Annotated in this window: 18 protein-coding genes; 8 read left to right on the top strand and 10 right to left on the bottom strand. The window is 69.3% G+C overall.

Going from position 1 to position 22,593, the window contains the following annotated elements; all coding sequences use genetic code 11:
• Window positions 1–79 precede the first annotated feature (79 nt).
• The 3 genes from PIQ37_RS08410 to PIQ37_RS08400 all read right to left on the bottom strand — a co-directional run bounded on the left by PIQ37_RS08410 (window position 80) and on the right by PIQ37_RS08400 (window position 2,949).
• Entirely contained in the window at window positions 80–1,360 is a 1,281-nt protein-coding gene (locus tag PIQ37_RS08410) for a sensor histidine kinase (protein WP_342073109.1), read from the bottom strand.
• A 108-nt stretch (window positions 1,361–1,468) separates the two neighbouring features.
• Window positions 1,469–2,182, bottom strand: coding sequence for a response regulator transcription factor (locus PIQ37_RS08405; protein WP_003481607.1), 714 nt, complete (start codon window positions 2,180–2,182; stop codon window positions 1,469–1,471).
• 92 nt (window positions 2,183–2,274) lie between these two features.
• The gene (locus tag PIQ37_RS08400) at window positions 2,275–2,949 is read right to left on the bottom strand and encodes an arylesterase (protein WP_407136604.1); all 675 of its coding nucleotides are present in this window, start codon (window positions 2,947–2,949) and stop codon (window positions 2,275–2,277) included.
• Between the two features lie 109 nt (window positions 2,950–3,058).
• Here PIQ37_RS08400 and PIQ37_RS08395 point away from each other — a divergent pair, with 109 nt between their 5' ends.
• Window positions 3,059–3,661, top strand: a complete 603-nt coding sequence (locus tag PIQ37_RS08395; RefSeq protein ID WP_152180359.1) for an ABC transporter ATP-binding protein — start codon at window positions 3,059–3,061, stop codon at window positions 3,659–3,661.
• Window positions 3,658–6,141: an ABC transporter permease gene (locus tag PIQ37_RS08390; RefSeq protein WP_342073107.1), complete on the top strand. Its 2,484-nt coding sequence runs from the start codon at window positions 3,658–3,660 to the stop codon at window positions 6,139–6,141. Before PIQ37_RS08395 ends, PIQ37_RS08390 begins: the two co-directional genes overlap by 4 nt.
• 215 nt (window positions 6,142–6,356) lie before the next feature.
• Here the strand turns inward: PIQ37_RS08390 and PIQ37_RS08385 are convergent, their stop codons facing one another.
• The 5 genes from PIQ37_RS08385 to PIQ37_RS08365 all read right to left on the bottom strand — a co-directional run bounded on the left by PIQ37_RS08385 (window position 6,357) and on the right by PIQ37_RS08365 (window position 11,711).
• A complete protein-coding gene (locus PIQ37_RS08385) occupies window positions 6,357–7,295 on the bottom strand; it encodes a DUF6607 family protein (protein ID WP_342073106.1) in 939 nt (312 codons plus the stop codon).
• 48 nt (window positions 7,296–7,343) lie between these two features.
• On the bottom strand, window positions 7,344–7,934 hold the full coding sequence (locus PIQ37_RS08380; protein ID WP_342073105.1) for a Hemin transport protein: 591 nt from the start codon (window positions 7,932–7,934) through the stop codon (window positions 7,344–7,346).
• Window positions 7,935–7,940: 6 nt separating this feature from the next.
• A complete protein-coding gene (locus PIQ37_RS08375; protein ID WP_342073104.1) occupies window positions 7,941–10,172 on the bottom strand; it encodes a TonB-dependent hemoglobin/transferrin/lactoferrin family receptor in 2,232 nt (743 codons plus the stop codon).
• A gap of 174 nt (window positions 10,173–10,346) precedes the next feature.
• Window positions 10,347–10,547: a hemin uptake protein HemP gene (gene hemP / locus PIQ37_RS08370; protein WP_017907561.1), complete on the bottom strand. Its 201-nt coding sequence runs from the start codon at window positions 10,545–10,547 to the stop codon at window positions 10,347–10,349.
• A gap of 192 nt (window positions 10,548–10,739) precedes the next feature.
• A complete protein-coding gene (locus tag PIQ37_RS08365; protein WP_342073103.1) occupies window positions 10,740–11,711 on the bottom strand; it encodes an aldo/keto reductase in 972 nt (323 codons plus the stop codon).
• A 228-nt stretch (window positions 11,712–11,939) separates the two neighbouring features.
• Between PIQ37_RS08365 and PIQ37_RS08360 the strand changes: the two genes are divergently transcribed.
• The 6 genes from PIQ37_RS08360 (at window position 11,940) to PIQ37_RS08335 (ending at window position 19,759) form a co-directional block, all read left to right on the top strand.
• A complete protein-coding gene (locus PIQ37_RS08360) occupies window positions 11,940–13,238 on the top strand; it encodes a NupC/NupG family nucleoside CNT transporter (protein ID WP_209231613.1) in 1,299 nt (432 codons plus the stop codon).
• Window positions 13,239–13,306: 68 nt separating this feature from the next.
• A complete protein-coding gene (locus PIQ37_RS08355) occupies window positions 13,307–14,260 on the top strand; it encodes a ribokinase (RefSeq protein WP_342073143.1) in 954 nt (317 codons plus the stop codon).
• A gap of 96 nt (window positions 14,261–14,356) precedes the next feature.
• Window positions 14,357–14,962, top strand: coding sequence for a DUF4893 domain-containing protein (locus PIQ37_RS08350; RefSeq protein WP_342073102.1), 606 nt, complete (start codon window positions 14,357–14,359; stop codon window positions 14,960–14,962).
• A gap of 444 nt (window positions 14,963–15,406) precedes the next feature.
• Entirely contained in the window at window positions 15,407–17,758 is a 2,352-nt protein-coding gene (locus PIQ37_RS08345; protein WP_342073101.1) for a glycoside hydrolase family 98 domain-containing protein, read from the top strand.
• Window positions 17,759–17,906: 148 nt separating this feature from the next.
• On the top strand, window positions 17,907–18,905 hold the full coding sequence (gene dusB, locus PIQ37_RS08340; protein WP_342073100.1) for a tRNA dihydrouridine synthase DusB: 999 nt from the start codon (window positions 17,907–17,909) through the stop codon (window positions 18,903–18,905).
• Window positions 18,906–18,931: 26 nt separating this feature from the next.
• Window positions 18,932–19,759 carry a methyltransferase domain-containing protein gene (locus PIQ37_RS08335; RefSeq protein ID WP_342073099.1) on the top strand — a complete coding sequence of 276 codons (828 nt, stop codon included), beginning with the start codon at window positions 18,932–18,934 and terminating at the stop codon, window positions 19,757–19,759.
• Between the two features lie 407 nt (window positions 19,760–20,166).
• On the opposite strand, the gene PIQ37_RS08330 is transcribed toward PIQ37_RS08335, so the two are convergent.
• On the bottom strand, window positions 20,167–20,844 hold the full coding sequence (locus PIQ37_RS08330) for a hypothetical protein (RefSeq protein ID WP_342073098.1): 678 nt from the start codon (window positions 20,842–20,844) through the stop codon (window positions 20,167–20,169).
• A gap of 657 nt (window positions 20,845–21,501) precedes the next feature.
• Window positions 21,502–22,575 (bottom strand): metal-dependent hydrolase, encoded by a 1,074-nt coding sequence (locus tag PIQ37_RS08325; protein ID WP_342073097.1) that lies wholly within the window; start codon window positions 22,573–22,575, stop codon window positions 21,502–21,504.
• Window positions 22,576–22,593: the final 18 nt, after the last annotated feature.

The raw sequence follows: 22,593 nt of genomic DNA, 5'->3' as shown, positions 1-22,593 counted from the left end.
GGTGCGTTGAGCCGGCACAGGCCAGCGCCAGGGTGCCGGCCTGCGCCGACACGGACCTGCGACACGGACCTGCCGTCGCTCACGCCGCCGGGGCGAACCGCACTGTGGCGAGAATGCCGCCGCCCTCCGCGCTTTCCAGCGCGACCTGCCAACCGAAGCGCTCGCACAGCCGGCGCACGATCGACAGGCCCAGCCCCGCCCCTTGCGGGCGCTCCGGCTCGGCGCGGAAGAACGGCTCGAAGGCGTGTCGCAAGGCATCTTCGGACATGCCGATGCCGGTGTCGCGGATGCGGATGCGGTCGGCCTCGACCTCGACCTCGATGCGCCCGGCGTCGGTGTAGCTGCAGGCGTTGCGCAGCAGGTTGCTGACCACCACGTGCAACACCCGCGGCGGCGCGTGCAGTGTCGCCGAGCCCAGCACGCGCACGCTCAGGGTCACCGGCTTGTCCGCCAGCAGCTCGCGCGCGTTCTCGGCCTCGTACTCGACCACGTCGGCGATCTCGAAGAGTTCGCTCTGCGGCACCACGTCCGCTTCCCGCGCCAGGATGAGGAAGGCGTCGATCACCGCCTCCATGTCGCGGCCGGCGCGCTGGATCCGCTGCAGGCTGCGCTGCAGGCGCGGCGGCAGTTCCTGCTCGGTCATCGCGATATCGGTGGCGACCCGGATCACCGTCAGCGGCGTGCGCAGTTCGTGGCTGGCATCGCGGGTGAAATTGCGTTCGCGGGCGACGTGGTCGGTGACGCGCAGGGCCAGCGCATGCAGGGCGGCGGCCAGTTGCCGCGCCTCGCCCTGTACGTCGGCCGGCAGGTTTTCCGGGGCCAGTTCGGCGGCGGCTGGATGGCGCGGATCCCAGCGCGACACCCGCCGCGCCAGCCAGTTCATCGGCGACAGCAAGCGCCGCGACACCCGCCAGGTCAGCCAGGCCACCACCAGCACCGCGATCAGGGTGAGCAACGTCGGCACCACGCCGAACCAGAACGCCAGCCGCTGCGCAGGTGCGCGCAAAAACACCAGGTACAGGCGCCCGTTTTCGGTCTGATCGACCAGGACCATCTCGCCGCCGGGGCGATCTTCGTGCAGGCCGGGTGCCAGCCCGCGCAGGTCGGCAGGCACCGCCGCATCGGATTGCCCGGCCGGCACCAGATAACCGCGCAGGCTGTGGCTGTTTGGCGGCGGCTGCTGCGGCAGTTGCGCGCGCAGGCGCCAGTAGTAGCGCGCCTCCTGCTTCAGGATCGAGCCGACCAGCGAGTGCTGCACGATCGCGACCGCCAGATAACTGGCAAGCGTGACCGCACAGCCCGCAAACACGATGCGGGCGATCAGGGCGAGGCGAAGTTTGCGCGGCAACCCGTGCGGCATACGGCATCCGTGATCGTTGCCGCGATTATAGGAAGGCCGATCGTGAGCCTTTCGTGCAAGCGGCCCCGTTCACCGGGGCCGCTGAGGGGTCCACGATCGGGCGTTGCCTCAGCTCATCGGCTGGGCGATGTCGGCGATGCGGTAGCCGGCGCTCTGCACGGTGTGCAGCAGCGGGCGGTCGAACGGCTTGTCGATGATCTTGCGCAGGTTGTACAGGTGGCTGCGCAGGGTGTCCGAGTCCGGCAGGCCGTTGCCCCAGATCTCGCGCTCGATTTCCTGGCGGGTGACCACGCGCGGCGATTCGCGCATCAGGATGGTCAGCAGGCGCAGGCCGATCGGCGACAGCTGCAGCTCGGTGCCGGCACGGGTGGCACGCATGCTCACCGGATCCAGCACCAGGTCGGCCACCTTCAGCACTTCCGAGCCGACCTGGCGGCGCTCGCGGCGGATCAGCGCGCGCAGGCGGGCTTCCAGTTCCTGGATCGCGAACGGCTTGGTCAGGTAGTCGTCGGCACCGAAGCCCAGGCCGGTGAGCTTGTCGTCGAGCGTGTCGCGCGCGGTCAGCATCAGCACCGGGGTCGACTTGCGCGCGTCGTTGCGCAGGCGGCGGCACACTTCGATGCCGTCCAGACGCGGCAGCATCAGATCCAGCACCACCACGTCGTAGCTGTTCTCCGCCGCCAGGCGATAGCCGTCCAGGCCGTCGCAGGCGTAATCCACTTCGAACCCGCGGCCTTCCAGATACTCGCCGATCATCTCGGAAATATTGCGGTTGTCTTCCACGACCAGCACGAGCCCGGATGTTTCCTTGGTCTGACGCATAACGCTTCCTCAGTCTTCAGCTTTGTGAAACATGCCGGATGTGCGGTGGTGGCGGCGTGAAGACCGCTTCATCTGCCTGAGCAACAAAAAAACTACTGCGCGATCAATGGCTTGAGCTGAGGCCAGACATTCTCCAGCACCTTGGGCTGGGCCGCGGCGGTGGGGTGCAGGCCATCGCCCTGCATCAGCGACGGGTTCAGCGCCACGCCCTCCAGCAGGAACGGCAGCAGGCCGGTCCGGTACTGCTTGGCCAGGTCCGCATAGACCGCGCGCAGGCGCTGCCGGTAGCCCGGTCCGTAGTTCGGCGGCACGTCGATGCCCAGCAACAGCACCTTCGCACCGGCGTCACGGCTGAGCACGATCATCTTCTCCAGGTTGCCACGCAGTTCGGCCGGGCTCAGCCCGCGCAATGCGTCGTTGCCGCCCAGTTCGATGACCACCACCGACGGCCGATGCTTCTGCAGCAGCGCCGGCAGGCGGGTCAGCGCGCCGGACGAGGTCTCGCCGCTGATGCTGGCATTGACCACCGCCGGTGGCGCCCGCATCTGTTGTTGAAGGCGCTTGTCCAGCAAGGCCACCCAGCCGGACTGCACCGGGATGTTGTGCGCCGCGCTGAGGCTGTCGCCGAGCACCAGCACCGGCCCCGTCGCACCTTTGGCACAGGCGATGGCGGGCAGCAGCACCCACCATGCCAGCAGCAGCCAGGCGCGGCGCATCCAGGCCCGCTTGCTTCTCGTCTCGTCGCCACGCATTGGAGATTCCCTCATCGACAGTCAGGCCCCCACGCTTCGCGCCAGCATCGCCATCGACGTACGCGATGTCGGCAAATCCGTCAGCGGACCGGAGGGTACGGTCCACATTCTCGACAAGGTCGGATTGACCATCGGTGAAGGCGACAGCGTCGCCATCGTCGGCGCCTCCGGCTCCGGCAAGACCACCCTGCTCGGCTTGCTGGCCGGCCTCGACCTGCCCACGCGCGGGGAGATCGTGCTGGCCGGGCAGTCGCTCAATGCACTGGACGAGGAAGCGCGCGCCGCGCTGCGCGCGCGCGAGGTCGGCTTCGTGTTCCAGAGTTTCCATCTGCTGCCGTCGCTGACCGCGGCCGAGAACATCGCGCTGCCGCTGGAGTTGGCCGGACGCGAGGATCCGGCGCGGGTGCGCGAGGTGCTGGAAGCGGTCGGGCTGAGCGCGCGGGCGCGGCACTATCCGCGACAACTGTCCGGCGGCGAGCAGCAGCGCGTGGCGCTGGCGCGCGCGTTCGTGGCGCGGCCGCGGATCCTGTTCGCCGACGAACCCACCGGCAGCCTCGACCAGGCTACCGGGCAACAGATCAGCGACCTGTTGTTCGCGCTCAACGAAGGCAGCGACACCACCCTGGTGCTGGTCACCCACGACATGCGCCTGGCGCAGCGCTGCGAACACCGCTACCGGCTCGACGGCGGCCGCCTGCGCGCCGCCGACGCGGCGGATGCCGCATGAACGTGCTGCGCCACGCCGCGCGCGCACTGCGCCGCGAGCTGTTCGCCGGCGATCTGCTGACCGTGTTCGCCGCGCTGGTGCTCGGCGTGGCGGTGATGACCGCGGTCGGCACCCTGGTCGACCGGGTGACCCTGGCGCTGACCGGCAGCGCGGCTGAAGTGATCGGCGGCGACCTCGGCGTCAGCGGACGCCAGGACATCCCCGCCGCCTTCGCCGAGGAGGCGCAGCGGCGCCGCCTGCGCAGCACGCGCATGGTCAGTTTTCCCAGCGTGCTGTTCCATGGCGACGCCAGCCAGATGGCCAACATCAAGGCGGTGGGCGCGGGCTACCCGCTGCGCGGCGAGTTGCTGGTCGCGCGCGACACCGTCGGCGCCGGCAGCGAACGCGCCGGTCCACCGCCGCGCGGCGAAGCCTATGCCGATCCGCGCCTGCTCGAAGCGCTGGGGCTGAAGCTCGGCGACGCGCTGGAGTTCGGCGCCGGCACGCTGCGCGTGACCCGGGTGCTGCGCGCCGAACCGGATGCCTCCGGCGAACTGATGCAGTTGTCGCCGCCACTGCTGGTCAACCGCGCCGACGTCGATGCCGCCGGCCTGCTCGGCCCCGGCAGCCGCGCCTCCTATCGACTGATGTTCGCCGGCGCGCCCGGCGAGATCGCCGCCCTGCGCGAATGGCTGGCGCCGCGCGCCAAGGCCTACCGCTTGGTCGGCATCGAGGACACCCAGCGCGGCGTGCGTGGCGCCTTCGACCGCGCCGGGCGCTTCCTGGCCCTGGCCGCGTTGCTGGCGGTGCTGTTGGCCGGCGTCGCCACCGCGCTGGCGGCCAACCGCTTCGCCCTGCGCCGCATCGATCAGGTCGCGGTCTTGCGCTGCTTGGGCGCGCGCCAGCGCGACATCCTCGGTGCGCTGGCGGTGCAGTTGCTGCTGCTGGCGATCCCCGCCTGCGCGCTCGGCGTGGGCCTGGGCATGCTGGCCCAGGCCGGCCTGGTCGAAGCGCTGGGCAGCCTGATTCCCGACCGCCTGCCGCTGCCGCAGGCCACGCCGGCGCTGGCCGGCGCCGGCATCGGCCTGTTGCTGCTGCTCGGCTTCGGCCTGCCGCCGCTGCTGCGCCTGCGCGACGTGCCGCCGATGCGCGTGCTCAACCGCAGCTTCGCCGCGCTGCCGCCGACCTCGCTGCTGGTCTACGCCGCGGCCCTGGTCGCCACCGTGGTGCTGGCGGTGTATGCCACCGGCGACGGCGTGCTGGCGGCCTGGGTGCTGGGCGGCCTGACTCTGCTGGCGGCGCTGGCCGCGGCGGTCGGCGGCGTACTGCTGGCGGTGCTGCGGCGGCTGCAGGGGCGGCTGCGCGGGCCTTGGAAACTGGGCCTGGCGGCGCTGACCCGGCGTCGCGCGCTGAGCGTGGTGCAACTGGTGGGCCTGTCGCTGTCGCTGTGCGCCCTGCTGTTGCTGGCGGTGATCGGCCCCGGCCTGCTCGGGCAGTGGCGCGACCGGCTGCCGGCGGACACGCCGAACTACTTCCTGATGAACATCCAGCCCGACCAGGCCGACCAGGTGCTCGGCACCCTGCGCACGCTCGGCGTCGCCGATGCGGCGGTGGAACCGTTCAGCACCGGCAAGCTGGTGGCGATCAACGGCAAGCCGCCGCAGCGCCGCGAACAGGGGCCGGAGGACGATGGCGACGGCAGCGACCGGCCGATCAACTTCTCCTGGCGGCACGAGTTCCCCGCCGCCAACCGGCTGCTGTCCGGACGCTTCTGGGCCGCCGACAGCACCGCCGCCGAGGCCTCGGTGGAGGAAGGCTGGGCGCAGCGCTACGGGCTCAAGCTCGGCGACCGCATCACCCTGCTGCTCGGCGACCAGCAGCGCAGTTTCACCGTCACCAGCCTGCGCAAGGCCGATTGGGATTCGTTCCGGGTCAACTTCTTCCTGCTGCTCAACGCCGGCGCGGTGCAGGATGCCCCGTACAACCTGATCTCCGCCTTCCACCTGCCGCGCGCCTCGGCCGCGCAACTGAGCGGGCTCAGCCGTGCCTATCCGAACGTGTCGCTGCTGGACATCGACGCGATCCTGCAGCGCGTGCGCGAGGTCATCGACCGCGTCGCCCAGGCGGTGCAACTGGTGATGGGCTTCAGCCTGCTGGCCGGTGCGCTGGTGTTGCTGGCCGCCCTGCAGGCCACTGCCGGCGAGCGGCGCTACGACAGCGCAGTGCTGCGCACCCTGGGCGCGCGGCGCGGGCAATTGCGCGGCGCGGTGCTGGTGGAGTTCGGCGCGCTCGGCCTGCTCGCGGCAATTCTCGCGGTGGGCGCGGCGGCGATCATCGGCGTGGTGGTGGCCAAGCAGGCCTTCGACCTCGCGCTGTCGCCGCCGTGGCCGGCGCTGCTGCTCGGCGGCCTGGGCGGCGTGGCGCTGAGCCTGCTCGCCGGCTGGTCGGGGACGCGCCGCATCCTGCGCACGCCGCCGGCGCTGGCCTTGCGCGAGCAGTGAAGGAGCCGGGAGTGGGGAATCGGGATTTGGGATTGGAGGAGCGCGACATGTGATGCTGTCGCCGCCGGCGCTCGACGGCAGTCCGTGGCGACGATGGCCGCAACGCGTGTCGTGCCTCGGAAAGGTGTATCGAAAGGACGCGACACGCGCAAGAAAAAGGGGAAGGCGCCATCCCGGCCGCCTTCCCCACCCTGGCTGTGTTGCCGGCGCTGTGCTCAGCGCGCGGCCGGTGCCGGCGCCGTCCATTGCGCGAACACCGCATCGAGTTGCGCATCGCTGACCGGCTTGCCCTGTTGCACCGCCTCGGCCTGCCCGAACAGCGGCACGATGATCGCCATGCCGTCGACCTTGGTCTTCAGCTGCACGCCCGGCGGCTTGCCGAGCAGGCCGTCCCAGCGCGCACGTACCCTGGCCCAGTAGCCCTGGGTCGCCTTCCAGTAGGCGTAGGCCGGGGCGAAGTCGACGGCCGTGGTCTTGACGTAGTCGTTGAAGCCGAACTCGCGGGCGATGGCCTGCTGGCTGCCATCGGGCTTGCGCAGCACCTTGGTGTTGAACTGCTCGTGGGTCCAGCCGGCCGGGGTCAGCGTGTGCCGGTTGATCACCGCCAGCGCGTTGTAGTCGCTGCGCTTGGTGTACTCGCGGCGCGGCAACGGGCGCCAGCTCAGGTCGCTGGTCCAGGTCGGATGGCCATCGGCATAGTCCCACCGCCCGGTGCCGCAGTAGCGCGGCGCGTCGCTGACCTCGTACACGCACTGGGTCCAGGCACCACGGGTGGCCGCAGCGTCGAGCGGGCGCACCTGCCAAGTCTGGTCGGCGCTGAACTCGAAACGCTGCGGCGCCTCGTAGATCCAGTCCTGGCGCCAGTGCTTGGTCACGTGGCCGCTCTTGGGCTCCACCAGCAGATGCTGCAGCACCACCTTGCGCGGACTGTCCTCGACCACGATCACCACTTCGTCGCCACCGCTGCGCATCGGTGCGGCGCGCACGTAGCCGGGTTGCAGCAGCACGGTCTCGTCGAAGGCGAACGCCACCGTGTACTCGCCCTGCATCGCCAGGATGCTGGCACGGTCGCGCGCCGGATCGGCGCTCTCGGCGTGGACGGGAAGGCTGCCGGCAAGCAGCAGGGCGCAGAACAGGGGCGGAGCTTTCATCATCGAGAGAGGGGTCTTGGTTGATGGGAAACGAGGAAACGAAGCGACCGCTCACAATCGCAGCAGCGGCCACGGCCGGTCGGGACCGGGGCGCGGCGCAGGGCGTCCGGCGCGGGCGCAACAGCAGTCGTCGACCAGCACATCGCCCTCGGCGGCCTCCAGGCGTGCGATGCGGCGGGCGATGCTGGCACCGAGCGGCGACACGCCGGCGACGCTGGCCGCCAGCACGCCATCGGCCGCGTGCAGGCGCAGCGCCCGCGCATGCCAGCCATCGCCGCGCAGGCGGCCGGCGACGCGCCGCCACAGCCGTTCGGCGACGCCGCCATCGGCAGCATCCTGCGCCGCGGGCAGCGCCGACAGCAGCATGTCCCAGGCGACGAAATCGCTGTCGGGCAGCAGGTACAGGCGCCAGCAGCATTGCTGTTGGCGGTCGTAGAAGCGCACGCTCTCCAGCACGCCATCGCTGTCCACGTCCAGGTGCGCGGCCACGCTGCAGGCGTGGCGCCAGCCGATCAGTTCGGCGCCGGTGCGGGCACGGTACAGACACAACACCGTGCCCAGGGCGGCCAACTGCGCCGGGCGCGGCAGCGGCGCAGCGGCGAGCCGCTCCGGGCCGGTACGCGCTGGCGCGGCCGTGCGCATCCGCCGCTACCAGTCCAGCGCCAGGCTGACCGAGACGTTGCGCCCGGCGCCGGTGTAGCGGTCGAGCACGCTGCTGCTGGCCAGGGTCGCGCCGGGCAGCATGTTCCAGTCGATGTAGCGGCGGTCGGCCAGGTTGAACACGCCGACGTCGAGCCGCGCACCTTCGGTGAAGTGCCAATGCGCGAGCAGGTCCAGCGTCGCGTAGCCGGCCGGAGTGTAGTAGCTCGGCAGTTCCGGCCGGCGCTTCTTCGCCACCGCGGTGGCGACCAGTTGCGCGCCCCAGGTGCTGCGGTCGTAGCCCAGGCCGAGCACGCCGCGCAGCGGATCCACCGAATTGAGCGGCGTGCCGTCGGTGCGGTTGTCGCCGCGCGCATAGGCCGCGCTGGCCTGCAACGACCAACCGCTCCAGCGCGCATCGAGTGCGCCGAAGTCGATGCCGGCCTTGGCCTCCACGCCGCGGATGGTCACCCGGTCGACGTTGCGCGACTGATACAGCATCAGGCCGTCGGCGTTGAAGCCGACGAAGCGGTAGGACTCGATGAAATCGCGGTAGGCGTTGCGGTAGGCGCTCAGGCCGGCGTAGACGGCCGAACCGGCATAGCGCACGCCCAGTTCGGCGCCACGGCTGGTCTCCGGCTTCAGGTTGGGATTGGCGATCGCGGTGTAGCCGATCAGCAGGTTGGTGAAGCCGATATTGACGTCGTTGTAGGGCGGCGCGCGAAAGCCGTGCGCATAGTTGGCGTACAGCGACCAGGCGTCGTCCAGGCGCCAGATCGCGCCGAGCTTGGGCGAGACGTTGCGGTCGCTGATCTTCTTCGCCGCCACGCCGGGATTGTCGGTGGCGAAGATCGCATCGACCTGCGGCGACAGCCGGTAATAGTCCGCACGCAGCGCAGGGGTCAGGCTGAAGCGGCCATCGGCCAGCGCGATCTCGTCCTGCAGGTAGGCGCCGGCCTTGAGCGTCTCGGTAATCGGGAAGTCGCGGACCGGGAAGGTCTCCATGCCCACGGTCTTGCTGATCGCGCCGGTGCGCAGGTTCAGCGTGTGGCCGTCGCGCTTTTCGTGGGTGTCGGTGTGCGACAGATCGATGCCGTAGCTGATGTCGTGGACGACGCGCCCCTGATCGACCCGCTTGTGCAGATTGGCCTGCAGTCCGTACAGGCGCTGGTCGAAGTCGTGCTCCATGTGCCGCAGCGTGCCGTTGCTGCGGCGCTCGTCGGTGCGCTGCAGGCTCTGGCTGTCCTGGCGGTACAGCTGCCACTGCAGGTCGTCGGCGAGCAGCGTGTCGAGCTGGTCCGCCGCGTGTCCCAGCGACACGCGGGCACGGGTCTGATGGTCGCGGCCGCGCTGCGAGAGGATGCTGGCGGTGACGTTGCTCAGCGCGTCGATGCGCGAGTAGTCCTCGTTGCCTTCCACGGTCAGCGTCCAGCGCTGGTTGGCGCTGGGCGCGTAGACCAGCTTGCTGAGCAGGCTGCGGCCGTCGCTGCTGAGCGGATTGGGCGCGGTGCGGGCGGCGCCGATGCTGCGGTTGTCGCCCTGGGTTTCGCTTTCCTGGCCCTGGCGATGGCTGACCGCGGCCATGCCGCTCCAGCGGTCGCCGCCGAAGGCGACCAGCGCGCCGGCGAACAGTCCCTTCCACTCGCTCTCGTAGCCGAACTTCAGGCCGACATAGCTGTCCTTGCCAGGCGCCAGGTAGTCGGCCGGATCCTTGGTGACGTAGGCGACCACGCCACCGAGCGCATCCGAACCGTACAGCGCGCTGGCCGGGCCGCGCACGATCTCCACGCGCTTGAGCGTGTCCATGTCGACGAAATTGCGATTGGCGTTGAGGTAGCTGCCGAAGCTGAAGGTGTCCGAGACCGGGATGCCATCGGTCTGGATCAGCACGCGGTTGCCGTCCAGGCCGCGGATGCGGATGCCGCCGATGCCGCTGAAGCGGCCGCTGTTGCCGGTGGCGGACACGCCGGGCGTGTAGCGCAGCAGATCCTTCAGGTCATGGACCAACGTGCGGTCCATCTGTTCGCGATCGATCACGTCGACGCTGCCGGGCACGTCGACGATGGCGCGCTGGGTGCGCGTGGCGGTGACCTGCAGGCGGTCGAAATCGTGGGTGGCGGCCGCCGCACTGGCGGCGTCGTCAGCGTCGGAGGCAGAGGCGGGTGCGGGTGCGGGAGCGGCATGCGCGCAGGCGGCCAGGGCCAGCCACAGCGCGCCGGTGAGCGGGGCGGTACGGAACATGGGGAGCATCGGTGGTCGCGTAAGACCCTCGACCGGCACGGCGCGGGGTCCGCGCCTGGCCGAGGGGGAGAGAAGGATCGCGACTGCGAGGCGGCCGCGGCCGGCGCGCAAGGGCGTCGGCCAGGTGGCGGCAGATCGAGCGGGGAGACCGGCCGCGCGCGGCGGCCGGAGGCATTACTTGGTCAGGATCAGCTTGTCGTTGCTGGTGTGGCGCAGACGATAGACGCGGTCGCCGTGCTGGATCAGCACTTCGCGGCGGCCCTTGAGCAGCGCCTGGCTGCTGATGGTTTCTTCGGCCGGCACGGCGCGCGGCACGGTGCGCTCGCGCAGGCTCAGGGTCTCGGGGTGACGCAACAGCACGGGTTGAGCGGTCATGGTCGAACTCCATCCACGGGGTGCATCGAGATGATAATGATTCTCAATACTTAATCAAGACCCATTCTCGCCCGATTCAATTCGCAATCCTGATCGAAATCCCGATCACGAAAGCTTCCGAAGATCGCCACACATCACAGCCCTCGCCACCGCGCCGCCGCTGCACTGCGGCGGAGCAAGCGCCTGCCGTCGTCAGCGCACCGCGGCGTCGACCCGCTCCCACCACGTCGCGTCGTCGCGCGCGGCCAGCTCCAGCGCGTCCAGGTTCTCCAGCAGCTGCGACACCCGGCTGGCACCGAGGATCACGGTGGAGACGTGCGGGTTGCGCAGGCACCAGGCGATCGCCAGCGACGCCGGCGCCACGCCCTCGGCCGCGGCCAGCGCGGTGAAGGCGCGCGCGCGCTCGATGCGGCGCTGCGCCGGCGGCCCGATCACCTCCTGCTGCAGCCAGGCGTTGCGCTCCTGGCCCAGCCGCGAGGCCGGATCGATGCCGTCGTTGTACTTGCCGGTGAGCAGGCCCGAGGCCAGCGGCGACCAGATGGTGGTGCCCAGGCCGAGTTCGGCGTACAGCGGCGCGTACTCCTGCTCCACGCGCGCGCGGTGCAGCAGGTTGTATTGCGGCTGTTCCATCGACGGCCCGTGCAGGCCCAGCGCGCGCGCCACCTGCGCCGCCTCGCGGATGCGCTCGGCCGGCCACTCGGAGGTGCCCCAGTACAGCACCTTGCCCTGGCGGATCAGCGCGTCCATCGCGCGCACGGTTTCCTCCACCGGCGTGTCCGGGTCGGGGCGATGGCAGTAGTACAGATCCAGATAGTCCACCCGCAAGCGCTTGAGCGCGGCATGGCAGGCGTCGGTGACGTGCTTGCGCGACAGCCCGCGCTGGTTCGGGCGCGGCGATTCCACGGCGCCGAAGTAGACCTTGCTGGACACGCAGAAGCCGTCGCGCGGCAGCCGCAGGTCGGCGATCACGTCGCCCATCACCTGCTCGGCGCGGCCGTGCGCATAGACCTCGGCGTTGTCGAAGAAATTGATGCCGTGGTCCCAGGCGGCGGCGATCAGGTTGCGCGCTTCGTCGCGGCCGGTCTGCCCGCCGAAGTTGATCCAGGCGCCGAACGACAGCGCCGACAGTTGCAGCCCGGTGGCACCGAGGCGACGGTATTGCATGGCAACTCCTCCTGCTAAACAAACCCGCGGCACGGCCGGGGGCGGCCGCACAGTGTAGCGGCCCTGCCGCGAGGCCCCGTCGGCATCGCCGCACCTGCGGCAGCGGGGCGCCTGCTCTTCCGAATCCCCAATCCCCACTCCCGAATCCCCGACTGAACGCCGCTCGCCTTGCCGGCCGTCACCCCCTGCACTAGGCTTCCCGTCTTTGGTCGGGGACCGGGGACGCAGATGGTCGAGGGATTGGGAAGGATCGGCTTCGGCCTGTTCGGTTTGGCGGTGTTGATCGGGATCACCTGGCTGTTCTCCAACAACCGCCGGGCGGTGGACTGGAAGCTGGTCGCGACCGGCCTGGTCCTGCAGATCGGTTTCGCCTCGCTGGTGCTGCTGGTCCCCGGCGGCCGCGAGGTGTTCGACTGGCTCGGCCAGGTGTTCGTGAAGGTCCTGAGCTTCGTCAACGAAGGCTCCAGCTTCATCTTCGGCAGCCTGCTCGACACCAAGACCTACGGCTTCATCTTCGCCTTCCAGGTGTTGCCGACCATCATCTTCTTCTCCGCGCTGATGGGCGTGCTGTACCACCTGGGGGTGATGCAGGCGGTGGTGCGGGTGATGGCCTGGGCGATCACCAAGGTGATGCGCGTGTCCGGCGCCGAGACCACCAGCGTCTGCGCCAGCGTGTTCATCGGCCAGACCGAGGCGCCGCTGACGGTGCGCCCGTACATCCCGCGCATGACCGAATCCGAGCTGCTGACGATGATGATCGGCGGCATGGCGCATATCGCCGGCGGCGTGCTGGCGGCCTACGTGGGCATGCTCGGCGGCGGCGACCCGGCGCAGCAGGCGTTCTACGCCAAGCACCTGCTGGCGGCCAGCATCATGGCCGCGCCGGCAACGCTGGTGGTGGCCAAGCTGCTGATCCCGGAGACCGGCACGCCGCTGACCCGCGGCACGGTCAAGATGGAAGTGGAGAAGACCACCAGCAACGTGATCGACGCCGCCGCCGCCGGCGCCGGCGACGGCCTGCGCCTGGCGCTGAACATCGGCGCGATGCTGCTGGCGTTCATCGCGCTGATCGCGCTGGTCAATGCGCCGCTGACCTGGCTCGGCGACGTCACCGGCCTGGCCAGCGCCATCGGCCGCCCGACCAACCTGTCCACCATCTTCGGCTACGTGCTGGCGCCGGTGGCCTGGGTGATCGGCACGCCGTGGCCGGATGCGACCACGGTCGGTTCGCTGATCGGCCAGAAGGTGGTCATCAACGAGTTCGTCGCGTATACCGAGCTGTCGCGTATCGTCCAGGGCCAGGTGCCGGGCGTGAGCCTGAGCGCGGAAGGCCGGCTGGTCGCCACCTACGCGCTGTGCGGCTTCGCCAACTTCAGTTCGATCGCGATCCAGATCGGCGGCATCGGCGGCCTGGCCCCCGAGCGCCGGCATGACCTGGCCCGCTTCGGCCTGCGTGCGGTGCTGGGCGGCTCGATCGCCACCTTCATGACCGCGACCATCGCCGGGGTGCTGTCGCACTTCGCCTGATCCGGTCGCGGCATCCGCCGCACCCGTCTTTCTTTTTTCCAGTTCCAGTCGAGAAGCAGTACATGCCTATGAGTTCGGTCATCGTCGTCGGTTCGTTCAATGTCGACCATGTGTGGCGTTGCGAGAATCTGCCCGCACCGGGGGCGACCATCGCCGGCCGCTACAGCACCGGCCCCGGCGGCAAGGGCTTCAACCAGGCGGTGGCGGCGGCACGCGCCGGCGCGCGTACCAGCTTCGTCTGCGCGCTCGGCGACGACGCCGGCGGCGCGATGGCGCGCGGCCTGGCCGCGCAGGACGGCATCGCCCTGGTCGCCGAGGCCAGCACCGAGCCGACCGGCACCGGCGGCATCTACGTCGACGGCCACGGCCGCAACACCATCGTCATCGGCGCCGGCGCCAACGCCGCGCTGAGCCTGGACTTCGTGCAGGCGCAGCGTCCGCTGCTGGGCTCGGCGCGGGTGCTGCTGGCGCAACTGGAATCGCCGATCGAGACCATCGAGGGCACCCTGGCGCTGGCCCGCGAGGCCGGCCTGACCACGGTGCTCAACGCCGCCCCGGCCAACGCGCAGACCAGCATCGGCCTGCTCAAGCTGGCCGACGTGCTGACCCCCAACGAAACCGAGTTCGCCGCCCTGCTCGCGCGCCATGTCGGCGTGCGCGTGGACGCCGACGACGTCGCCGCCACCGATGGCGGCAGCCTGCACGCGCTGTGCCGCAAGCTGCTGCCGGGCGGCACCGTGGTGGTGACGCTGGGTGCGGTCGGTGCGTTCATCTCGCACCCCGAGGAGCGCCTGCTCGGCGACACCCAGCCGTACTACCGGATCGGCGCCGAAACCGCGCATACCGTGGACACCACCGGCGCCGGCGACGCCTTCAACGGCGCCCTGGTGGCGTCGCTGGCGCAGTCGCCGAACGCCGCGTTCGCCACCCACGTGCGCTTCGCCAACCACTACGCGGCGCGCTCCACCGAGGCCGAAGGCGCGGCGGCGTCGATGCCGCGGCTGACCCCGGACGCCGGCTGAGTCTGTGCGCGGCGGTGCGAACCGCCGCGTTTGCTGCGTTCCCTGACGACACACCGCCGGCCGCCGTGCCGGCCGCATTCCGACAAGGCGTTCCCGATGCCCCGCCCGTCCCTGTTGCCGTTCGGCGCGCTGTGCGCGTTGTTGCTCCCACTGTCCGCCGCCGCCGCGCCGCGCTGCGACTGGAACAGCCTGGCCGCCGATGCCGACCGCGCCGCGGTGACCGTGTCCGCCGAACACCTGCAACAGGTCATCGCACCGCATTACGACGATGCCGAGCAGGAAGCAGGCGCCGCGCTGGCGCGCAGCCTGCTGCAGCGCGCACGGACGCCGCAGCAGCCCGGCAAGCTGGAAGGCCGCTGGAAGCTGCGCTCGATCCAGGTCGACCCACGCTTCGCCTATGCGTACCCGTTCTTCAAGGCCGAGATCCGCCGCGATCCCTGCGGCTACCACCTGAGCAAGACCAGCGGCTCGCAGCGCCGCAGCGGCACGCTGTATCCGCTGTCCGCCGGCAGCCATGAGCTGGCCTTCCTCGGCGCAAGCACGGTCAACGACGAGCCGGAAGCGGCCTACGCGCCCGGCCATGTTTCCGACGGCACGCACGGCAACAGCGTCGGCCGCCTGGTCGCGCTGGGCCCGAACGAACTGCTGCTGATCCTGGACGGCAAGGACAACGGCTTCGAGCTGTACCAACTGATCCGCTGACGCGCGCAGCGGTCGCAGCCGGTGCGGTGCAGCAAAGCGCATTGCCCATGCACGATTGGCCGTGTGCGCCACAGCGCCGCGATGCACGCGGCCTCGCCCTTCTCATTGCTCGGTGTGACGCGGCCCTACGCAGCACGCGGCCCACATGCGTTGCGTGTCACGCCTGCACCGTGCCGCTGCGCCGCCATGCGATGAGACGTGCGTAACCGTTGGATGCCGACGTCGCGCCTCACGCGCAGAATCGCCACGCGTCTTTTGCGATTTGCGTAAACACCGGCGCGCAACGTGCGGCCGTTCGCAGTCGCGGCAGATGAACGCTTGCTAGATTCGCCGCCGCTCAGGCAGTGCCCGCTCGCCATGTCGCAGGATGCGGCCACGACCGCCGCTGCCGACGCACTCCCCCACTGCAAAATGGATTCTTCGATGAACAAGCACCGAGGATGGATGACGCGCGCGCTTCCCAGCGCGCTGCTGTGCCTGCTGCTGACCGCGTGCGGCGGCGACGAGAACGGCGACAGCCGGACCGCGACGCCGGCGGCAGCCGTTGCCGCACCGATGGCCTGGTCGGCGACCACGCGCACCGCCACACCGGCGACCACAGCAACCGCTGCAAGCGACGCCGATGCCGATGCCGGCAGCGACGGCTCCAGCACGCCGCTGCGCCGCCCGCTGTCGCCGCGCCAACCGATGTTCCTGGTCCACGCCGACACCTGGAATTCGGCCGATCCGCAGAAGATCATCGACCTGATTCCGGCGGATCTGCGCCCCTACACGGTGCTGCTGATCTCCCTCTCGATCTACCACCAGGGCGCCACCGGCAATCAATGCAACTGGCTGCAGGTGGAGAACGGCATCGAAACCGCGCGATCCTGGATCAAGACCGCTGCGACCAACGGTGTGTGGGCGATGATCCAGCCGTCCAGCGGCGGTTTCAGCCACTTCCCGGACTACGCGCCGGATGCCGACCTGGAGTCGACCGTCTATGGCGAATTCTTCCGCGACTATCCCAACTTCATCGGCTTCAACTATGCCGAACAGTTCTGGGGCTTCGATCAACCGTGTTCCGGTTCGGCCGCGCAGCGCTGGGAGCATTGGTCGAATCTGCTCAAGCTGACCCACAAGTACGGCGGCTACCTGACGGTGAGCTTCACCGGCGGTTTTTGGGGGGCGAACATCAACCCGCTGGCGATGGTCAAGCGCAACCCGCGCTTGCGCGCCGCGGTGGGCAGCTACGCCGACAACTTCATCATCGAGGAAAAGTTCACCAGCGGCTATGGCTATCACGACATCGAAAGCGTGAGCCTGGGGATGTTCCTGTCCGGCTTCGCCGGCCACTACGGCATTCGCCCCGACCGCACCGGCTGGTACACCAGCGACAACAGCGCATATCCGGTCCAGGCAGGATCGCCGCACCTGATCGAGCACCTGGCCTTTACCGGCGAGACCGTGTTCGACGGCCCCGAACAGATCATGCTCGATGCGGTGCACACCTTGCCCAACGCCACCACGGCCGACGGCTACAGCAGCCGCCGCTGGGAGTTCTACCCGCACTACCGCAACATCCAGTTGGACATCTACCGCAAGATCCTCGACGGCACGCTGCGCATCCTCGACCGCCAGGAAGTGATCGATCGCTCCAAGGTGGTGATCGTCAACGACGCCACCACCGGCGACGACAGGAACCTGTACTCCTCGCCGGAAACCCTGTTCAGCGGCCTGTACCTGATCGACGGCGACGGCACGTACCTCAACCAGCACAGCTGGTACAAGAAGACCGGACGCTATCCGGCCATCCCCACCGTCTGGCAACTGACCGACGCCACCGCCAAATCGTTCCAGGTGCAGATCGCCAAGAGCGGATATGCCGCGCGCTGGCCCACCATCGAGGCCAAGCGCGCCGAGCTGGACGCGCTGTTTCCGCAGGAATACAGCGGCGACATCTACGCCGGGCGCCAGGACAATACCTGGGTGACCTACAACCCGTCCAAGGCCGGCCAGAGCGCCAGCGGCACCCTGCCGCTCAAGTACAACAGCTGCGCCGCCGTCAGCGTGACCTATGCGCCCTACACCAGCGGCGTGATCAAGGAGTTCCCCGACTCGCTGTCGATCTACCTGACCAACTTCGATTCCCCCAACGGGGCGTTGAAGACCGATACGATCGACATCGATGGCGCCAGCACCACGCCCACCTTCGACTTCGCCGATCGCGGCGACCACCAGCCCAGCACGGTGACCAGCACCGCGACCGCCGACGGCCTGACCCTGCGCGTGGCGCACAACGGGCCGCTGGACATCAACGTGCGATGCACCGGCAACGCCAGCGGACGCCTCAGCGGAGCGCCCATCGCGTCCGTACAGGCCCCGCAGGCGCCACCGGCCTACACCGGCGTGCAACAGTACGAAGCCGAGCACTTCGACTTCCGCAACATCCGCAGCCTGGTCGCCAATGGCGTGTCCGGCTCGGTGCGCAACTACCAGGGCCTGGGTTACGTGGACTTCGGCACCAGCCCGGTCGCCAGCGTGCGCGACGACATCCGCGTGACCGACGCCGGCACCTACCAGTTGCAGATCCGCTATTCGACCGCGGGCGCGAGCATCGGCAACGTCGACCTGTACGTCAATGGCGTGAAGGTCGGCACGCCGACGTTCGCGCAGACCCCCTCCGCCAGCGACTGGGCGACGCTGCAGCAACCGGTGGTCCTCACTGCCGGCAGCAACCGCATCGAGTTCCGCGGCAGTGCGGCGCGGCCGGCATCGCTGTATCTGGACAACATCCGCCTGTCGCGGCAGATGTGATGGCACGACCGCTCCCCGGATGAGGCGGCAGCCTCGCCCGCGGGCTGCGCCGGCTGCGGCGCGCTGCCCCTCATCGGCCGCGCGCCTCACCGGCCCGGCTAGCCACGGCGCCAAGCGGCGCCGAGGCGGCCTCCGCTACACTAGCGGCATGCGTATCGGCCCCTACACGATCGAACCGAAGGTGATCCTGGCACCGATGGCCGGGGTCACCGACAAGCCGTTCCGGCTGCTGTGCAAGCGGCTGGGCGCCGGCCTGGCCGTATCGGAAATGACCATCTCCGATCCGCGCTTCTGGCAGACCCGCAAGTCGCTGCAGCGCATGGACCACGCCGGCGAGCCGGACCCGGTCAGCGTGCAGATCGCCGGCACCGAACCGCAGCAACTGGCCGAGGCCGCGCGCTACAACGCCGACCACGGCGCGCAACTGATCGACATCAACATGGGCTGCCCGGCAAAGAAGGTGTGCAACGCCTGGGCCGGCTCGGCGCTGATGCGCGACGAGGCGCTGGTGGCGCGCATCCTCAGCGCGGTGGTGAAGGCCTCGCCGGTGCCGGTGACGCTCAAGATCCGCACCGGCTGGGACTGCGACCACCGGAACGGCCCGGTCATCGCGCGCATCGCCGAGGACTGCGGCATCGCCGCGCTGGCGGTGCACGGGCGCACCCGCGACCAGCATTACAGCGGCCAGGCCGAGTACGCGACCATCGCCCAGATCAAGGCGATGCTGCGCATTCCGGTGATCGCCAACGGCGACATCGATTCGCCGCAGAAGGCGGCGCAGGTGCTGGCAGCGACCGGCGCCGACGCGGTGATGGTCGGGCGCGCGGCGCAGGGCCGGCCGTGGATCTTCGGCGAGATCGCGCACTACCTGGCCACCGGCGAACTGCGGCCGGCGCCGTCGCTGACCTTCGTCCGCGACACCCTGCTCGGCCACCTGCAGGCCCTGCACGCGTTCTACGGCGAGGCGCAGGGCGTGCGCATCGCGCGCAAGCACCTGGGCTGGTATGCCAAGGATCAACCCGAGAACGCCGCGTTCCGCGCCGTGGTCAACCGCGCCGAGAGCGCGCAGGCGCAACTGGCGCTGACCGCCGAGTACTTCGATGCGCTGATCGCCGAGGTGCCGCCGGCCTTGTCCGCCGCCGCCTGACGTTTTCTTCTCCCTGGAGCACCGCCATGGGCACGTCTCCCGACACCCCGACCTATCTGCACGGCTATTCCGACACCGAACAGGCACGCCTGCTGAAGCAGGCGCGCTTGCTGGAAGCCACCCTGTTCAACCAGATCGACTACACCGGCGCGCGGCGCCTGCTGGAAGTGGGCAGCGGCGTCGGCGCGCAGACCGAAGTGCTGCTGCGGCGCTTCCCGGAGCTGCATGTCACCGGCATCGACCTGAGCGAGGCGCAACTGCAGGCCGCGCGCGAGAACCTGCAGCGCATGCCCTGGTGCCAGGACCGCTACACGCTGCAGCAGGCCGATGCCGGCGACCTGCCGTTCCAGCCGCGCAGCTTCGATGCGGCGTTCCTGTGCTGGGTGCTGGAGCACGTGCCGTCGCCGGCGCGGGTGCTCAGCGAAGTGCGGCGGGTGCTGGCACCGGGGTCGCCGGTGTACGTGACCGAGGTGATGAACGCCTCGTTCCTGCTGCATCCGTACTCGCCGAACGTGTGGCGCTACTGGATGGCGTTCAACGACTTCCAGTACGACCACGGCGGCGACCCGTTCGTCGGCGCCAAGCTCGGCAACCTGTTGCTGGCCGGCGGTTATCGCGACGTCAGCACCGAGATCAAGACGCTGCACCTGGACAACCGCGAGCCGGCGCGGCGCAAGACCATGATCGGGTTCTGGGAGGAACTGTTGCTGTCTGCGGCCGAACGGCTGCTGCAGGCCGGCGCGGTGGATGAGGAAACCGTGGCCGGCATGCGCCGGGAAATGGCCCAGGTGCAGAGCGACCCGGACGCGGTGTTCTTCTATTCGTTCGTGCAGGCGCACGCGACGGTGTATTGAGTTGCTTTCATGGCGCTCACCGCGTCGCTGGCGCTTGCGCGCGCACCGGCGCGGACGATGCCGGCTCGGTCCAGATCCACTGCCACATGCGCTCCAGCGCTGTACCGATCTGCCCGACCTACCGGCGCCCGGTACGCCGCCTGCAGTTGCTGCGGCGGAATCGCCTCCCAGCCATCGCCCTGCTGTCGCACAGCGAAGTTGAAGTCGTAGCGCGACACTATTTTGCTGGCGCGGAGAAAAGCTTGCCTCAGACCCCTCCAGAAGCACAGGTCGGCGCCGCGCCTGCACGCCAGGCACAGTGGCGACACGCCCGCATTCTCCGCGTGCCTAATGAAGCAAGGCGTCCCATCGAGAACGCCTTTGTCGATGTCAGCCGCACTGCCTGAAGCAAGATGATGCGGCAGATTCTAGTCTGCGTAGAGCGGGAAATATCCCAGCACAGCGAGTGTGCTAAAGCTTGCATAGGAAGCGGCAGACGCAAATGCGGGGTCGCTCGTTGCGATATAGCCTCCCGCATCAGCCGCTGCGACCATCGCCCAGCCCAGATGGGGAGGCGCCGCCTGTCTCGATGTGGTGCCGGCCGCAAGTTTGAACCAGTAGCGTGCGGAGTGTCTGAGCACGCTCAGACCGCCCAGTACCAGCGCACCGTTCTTCGACGTGGGATCGAGCCGTGCGATGGCTTCCCGTTCCAGTTCCTCGAATTGCACCGCCGCCGCATCCAGGCCGCCGGCGTTCTGCACGATCTGGTCCATGCGCACGATGAACGAGAATTCGTAGGCACTCAGCTGTTGGCGCAGCCCGGCCAGGTTCTCGGTCATCGGCCGGGCCGGATCGATGGCATCGATCATGGGCTTGCGCGTGGCGATGAAGCGCTCCCGCGGCATGCCGGGGTTGTAGCCGCACTTCTCGACCAGCACGGCCAGGGCCTCGTCGGGCGAGGCGTTGGTGTCCATCAGGCAGCCCAGGTACATGTTGTGCTGGATGCCCGCTTGGTCCATCGGGTTCTCGGCCGCCAGCACAGGGGCGGCGCCGACGGCACTGCCGACCAGGAGGGTGGCGATTGCGATAAAGAGTTTTTTCGTCATGCGTGTTCCCATGCAATGGATGGAGGGTGGCCCAGGTCTCCCGACGTTCCTGCGGAGGATCCAGGCAAGGCGATCACCACCGCACCGGCACACGGCGCGATGCGACCGTTTCAGGCTAGGCAGATCTGCGGCGACGCACGAGGACGAAACCGGGTCGCGACGGGAACGAACCGGGTCGAATGGGCGAATCGATGGCGCCGTCACCGCATCGCAAACGCGACGCTGGCTTGCGGCGGACACTCCATGATCGAGGAATCAATGCCTTGCGCCGATTCGTTCCCGATCCATCGCCGCGGATGCACTGGAATCGCGGCGTCGCTGCAACGCGGCTGTTGCGCGCCTTGTGGTTAGGAAGCTCACTTACTCACCAGCGTCGCGCCGTCCATGCCGTCGTCGTCGCGGCCCTTCGAGCTTGCCGTTAGCCGTCCACAGCCGAGACACCCCACCCTGCCGCCGGACTGCTGCCTGGAGCAGGATCACAAGCCGGAGGTGGTGACGAAGTTCGATCTCGACCGGGAATCACCGCGGCAGGTGATGGCCACGTGCGGGGCAGCCGAGCACGAGAAGTATGCTCGTAAGTCCTGGCAGCCATTGCCGCTTCGTGCGACTTGGCACCGGCAATGAAGGCGCATCGCGCCACGCTCCATTGCGCCGCGCTCAACGCGCCGCGGCAGGCACCTGCGCGCTCACCGGCGCGGGCGATGCGGGCTCGGTCCAGATCCGTTGCCACATCCGCGCCAGCGCCGCACCAATCTGCCCACGTGCCACCGGCGCCCGGTACGCCGCCTGCAGCTGCCGCGGCGGCATCGCCGCCCAGCCGTCGCCCTGCTGTCGCGCCACGGCGAAATTGAAGTTGTAGTCCGGCTCCAGGCCCATGCGCAGGTCGCTGAGCACCAATTCGCCGTCCTTGACCTGCGCGCGCATGAAGCCGCGGTTGAACCAGCTCAGTCGCTGCACCGCCGGCAGGTCGCGCACCCGCGCCAGCGCCTGGGTGTTGGAGGGATAGCCCTGGAAGCGCATCGGCCCGTGGTCGGCGACCAGCGAGCGTTCGCCGATCACATAGCCGCTCGGGGTCATCGCCACCACCCGCCACAGCAGCGTGTTGAACGGCATCGGTACCGAGAAGCGCGGCGCCTGCGCCAGTCCCATCGCCGCCAGCGCGCGGTCGGCCTCGCGGTCGACCAGGTGCTTGGCCAGCAGCGACCAGCCCAGATAGGTAGTGCTCAACAGCAGTCCGACCAGCAACGCCTGCTGCGCCACGCGTCGCGCGCGGGCGAACCAGGCGATGGCGCAGGCCAGCAACAGCCACAGCGTGTAGGCGGGATCGATGATGAACACGCTCGACCACATCGTCGGCGATGGCCGCAGCGGCCACCACAGCTGCGTACCGTAGACGGTGAACGCATCCAGCAGCGGATGGGTGATCAACGCCAGCTGGATCGCCCAGAACCAGCGGCGTGGCGCTTCGGCCACGCGTCCATGGCCGAAGCGCCGGAACAGCCACCAGATCAGCCAGCCGAGCAACGGCAGCACGAACAGCGAATGGCTGATGCTGCGATGCACCGTCATCAGCGTCACCGGATCGCGGGTCAGCGGCAACAGGATCAGCGCATCGAGATCCGGCACGGTGCCGAGCGCGGCACCGGCAAGCAGTGCAGCGCGCCGATGTGCGGCCGGGGCGATGGCGGCGGCAATGGCGCCGCCGAGCACGATCTGGGTAAGGGAATCCATCGGCCGATGCTAGCAGCG

Source organism: Xanthomonas protegens (assembly GCF_038442435.1).
Classification (GTDB): Bacteria; Pseudomonadota; Gammaproteobacteria; order Xanthomonadales; family Xanthomonadaceae; genus Xanthomonas_A; species Xanthomonas_A sontii.
Note: the sequence above shows the minus strand (reverse complement) of the source record. Positions and strands in the feature narration are given on the sequence as shown.

Excerpts from the sequence above, each read along its gene's own strand:
- PIQ37_RS08410 (WP_342073109.1), bottom strand. The coding sequence starts at position 1,360 with ATGCCGCACGGGTTGCCGCGCAAACTTCGCCTCGCCCTGATCGCCCGC.
- PIQ37_RS08405 (WP_003481607.1), bottom strand. The coding sequence starts at position 2,182 with ATGCGTCAGACCAAGGAAACATCCGGGCTCGTGCTGGTCGTGGAAGAC.
- PIQ37_RS08400 (WP_407136604.1), bottom strand. The coding sequence starts at position 2,949 with ATGAGGGAATCTCCAATGCGTGGCGACGAGACGAGAAGCAAGCGGGCC.
- PIQ37_RS08390 (WP_342073107.1), top strand. The coding sequence starts at position 3,658 with ATGAACGTGCTGCGCCACGCCGCGCGCGCACTGCGCCGCGAGCTGTTC.
- PIQ37_RS08385 (WP_342073106.1), bottom strand. The coding sequence starts at position 7,295 with ATGATGAAAGCTCCGCCCCTGTTCTGCGCCCTGCTGCTTGCCGGCAGC.
- PIQ37_RS08380 (WP_342073105.1), bottom strand. The coding sequence starts at position 7,934 with ATGCGCACGGCCGCGCCAGCGCGTACCGGCCCGGAGCGGCTCGCCGCT.
- PIQ37_RS08375 (WP_342073104.1), bottom strand. The coding sequence starts at position 10,172 with ATGTTCCGTACCGCCCCGCTCACCGGCGCGCTGTGGCTGGCCCTGGCC.
- hemP (WP_017907561.1), bottom strand. The coding sequence starts at position 10,547 with ATGACCGCTCAACCCGTGCTGTTGCGTCACCCCGAGACCCTGAGCCTG.
- PIQ37_RS08365 (WP_342073103.1), bottom strand. The coding sequence starts at position 11,711 with ATGCAATACCGTCGCCTCGGTGCCACCGGGCTGCAACTGTCGGCGCTG.
- PIQ37_RS08360 (WP_209231613.1), top strand. The coding sequence starts at position 11,940 with ATGGTCGAGGGATTGGGAAGGATCGGCTTCGGCCTGTTCGGTTTGGCG.
- PIQ37_RS08355 (WP_342073143.1), top strand. The coding sequence starts at position 13,307 with ATGAGTTCGGTCATCGTCGTCGGTTCGTTCAATGTCGACCATGTGTGG.
- PIQ37_RS08350 (WP_342073102.1), top strand. The coding sequence starts at position 14,357 with ATGCCCCGCCCGTCCCTGTTGCCGTTCGGCGCGCTGTGCGCGTTGTTG.
- PIQ37_RS08345 (WP_342073101.1), top strand. The coding sequence starts at position 15,407 with ATGACGCGCGCGCTTCCCAGCGCGCTGCTGTGCCTGCTGCTGACCGCG.
- dusB (WP_342073100.1), top strand. The coding sequence starts at position 17,907 with ATGCGTATCGGCCCCTACACGATCGAACCGAAGGTGATCCTGGCACCG.
- PIQ37_RS08335 (WP_342073099.1), top strand. The coding sequence starts at position 18,932 with ATGGGCACGTCTCCCGACACCCCGACCTATCTGCACGGCTATTCCGAC.
- PIQ37_RS08330 (WP_342073098.1), bottom strand. The coding sequence starts at position 20,844 with ATGACGAAAAAACTCTTTATCGCAATCGCCACCCTCCTGGTCGGCAGT.
- PIQ37_RS08325 (WP_342073097.1), bottom strand. The coding sequence starts at position 22,575 with ATGGATTCCCTTACCCAGATCGTGCTCGGCGGCGCCATTGCCGCCGCC.